Here is a 2,081-nt window from a genome sequence, read left to right as displayed (position 1 = left end):
CAGTGTCGTAAATCGGCCGTGGGCGCGGTGGGACGGCTCAGCCCCGCGTACTTTATCCAGGATGGGGTTGTCCCGCGGACCAAGTTGCCTGAGGTCGCCACCCGTGTCAAGGAGATCGCACGTCGCTGGAATGTTCGCGTGGTCAACGTGGCTCATGCCGGAGACGGTAATATTCACCCCATTTTTCTTTACGATCCGAAAAATCCAGATGAAGTGAAACGAACGGTGTCCGCGAGTCACGAAATCCTTGCTGCCTGCATTCATCTGGGCGGGAGCATCACCGCCGAACACGGCGTGGGATTGGAGAAACGCGACTTCATGGAGCGACTGTATCCGCCGGAAGTATTGGAGGCGATGCGAGCGCTGAAGCGAGTTTTTGATTCGGATGCCATTCTCTCACCGGGTAAAGTGATCCCGCCGAACGGTCAGGAGAAGGCCGCCGTTGTCAAGGGTGAGAAGAACGCATGATTTCGACATCCGAGAGTTTTTTCCACAACTGGCTGCCGATCGAAGCTGCGCAGGAGGTTGCCACATCCCAGGAAGTGAGTCAGGTAGTGCGGGATGCGGCACGCCGTGGCAAAGCAGTTTACACGGTGGGAAGTGGCTTCCGGGCCCGGTGGGGAAGCCGTCCTGAAAAGAGTGGGTTGGCCATTTCGTGCGCTCCCATGAACAGAATCATCGACTACCAGCCCACCGAGTTGACATTGACCGCAGAGGCAGGAATCACCGTTGCGCAGCTCGAAGCGACACTGTCCGCCGCCGGGCAATGGATTCCCGGGTTGAGTGGATTGCCAGGCGATCTCCAATTGGGCGGGCTTCTGGCCTGCCCATTTCCTCGTTTTCGCGATTGGCGGTGGGGCCGACTGGCGGAGGCCGTTCTGGGCCTTGAAGTGATCACTGGTGAAGGAAAACATCTGGTCCTGGGCGGTTCTGTTGTCAAGAATGCTGCCGGCTATCGACTCTTGCGTTTGTTTCTCGGAAGCTGGGGGAGTTTGGCGGTCATCACGCGGGCCACGCTCATGACCCGGCCCCAACCGGAGGTCTCCGAATTTTTGACAGTGGGAATGAGGCGTGCCACTTTTTGTGACGCGTTTCTTCAGCCGCTCGCTGCCCTGCCCCTACCCTGTCTGTCCGATGTAATGATCTTTGATCAAAGCTGTTTAACAGAGCCTGATTTACACCTTGCGGAAGAATTGGGACGGCGTTGGGTTGGGGCGACTTTTCTGCTGGAAGGTGATCGCTTGGAGGTGGACCTGGCAAAAGACGCCCTGACCTCTTTGGCAGGCCAGCAGGGCTGGAAGGTTCTTGCCGCTTCCGCTGTCAGCGACCAGGCACTTGAGAGTGAGGTGGTGGCAGGCGGCCACGCGGTTTGCGAGATAGGTGGGCTCCCGGCACAAATGCCCATGATAACGGCACACATTCAAGAGGTTTTTACTGGTGCACGCTGGTGGGGTTACCTTTTCAGTGGACAGGTTCTCCTCGTTGACGCTGCCGATGAGTTTACCGTCGAGAAGGTCCAGGCGTTGAGAAACAAATTGGAGGAGAAAGGGGCGCGTGTGGTTATTCTCCGGACGCCGGATGGGGTCGATTGGCCCTCGTCGGTCGTGTGGGGATCACCACATCCACGACATGTGTACGCCCAGCGGTGGAAAGACATTTGCGATCCGGCCCATATTCTCAATCCGGGTCGATATATATTCGCATAGCAATAGAAAAAGAATCGGCTTAAAAAATGGCGGTGCAAGTGCACGAACATTCGATGGAGGAGATTCACCGATGTGTCCATTGTGGGCTGTGCACCTCGGGGTGTCCCACATTTGTGGAGTTACGTCAGGAGGCGGACAGTCCTCGGGGCCGTATTTACCTGATGCACGCGATTCTGCAAAAACAGCTTCCGATTGATCGGAAGACTGTCCAACACATCGAGCTGTGCCTGGATTGTCGCGCATGTGAGACTGCCTGCCCGTCAGGGGTCAGATACAGCCGCATTCTCGAACCGGTGCGTCTGTCCCTGATCAACGAGCGGGCGGTTTTCCTGAAATGGGGTGAGAAATTCTTTCTGTTTCACGTCTTTCCTTTTT

The 2,081-nt window shown here is 56.6% G+C and carries 3 protein-coding genes and 1 pseudogene; all 4 read left to right on the top strand.

Going from position 1 to position 2,081, the window contains the following annotated elements:
* The coding region (locus H5U08_RS16775) for an FAD-linked oxidase C-terminal domain-containing protein (RefSeq protein WP_297035699.1) at positions 1-468 on the top strand (468 nt) is incomplete at its 5' end.
* Positions 465-1,706: an FAD-binding oxidoreductase gene (locus H5U08_RS16770; protein ID WP_297035697.1), complete on the top strand. Its 1,242-nt coding sequence runs from the start codon at positions 465-467 to the stop codon at positions 1,704-1,706. The genes H5U08_RS16775 and H5U08_RS16770, both read left to right, overlap by 4 nt.
* Positions 1,707-1,732: 26 nt before the next feature.
* Positions 1,733-1,816: pseudogene (locus H5U08_RS19925) on the top strand (4Fe-4S dicluster domain-containing protein); the annotation flags it as partial.
* A 3-nt stretch (positions 1,817-1,819) separates the two neighbouring features.
* The coding region (locus H5U08_RS16765) for a 4Fe-4S dicluster domain-containing protein (protein WP_297035695.1) at positions 1,820-2,081 on the top strand (262 nt) is incomplete at its 3' end.

This window comes from Thermogutta sp. (genome assembly GCF_014359955.1).
GTDB lineage: Bacteria > Planctomycetota > Planctomycetia > Pirellulales > Thermoguttaceae > Thermogutta.
The sequence above is the reverse complement of the archived record's forward strand: the minus strand, read 5'-3'. Positions and strand labels throughout refer to the sequence as shown.

Coding starts and splice junctions, on each gene's coding strand:
- H5U08_RS16770 (WP_297035697.1), top strand. CDS start 465: ATGATTTCGACATCCGAGAGTTTTTTCCACAACTGGCTGCCGATCGAA.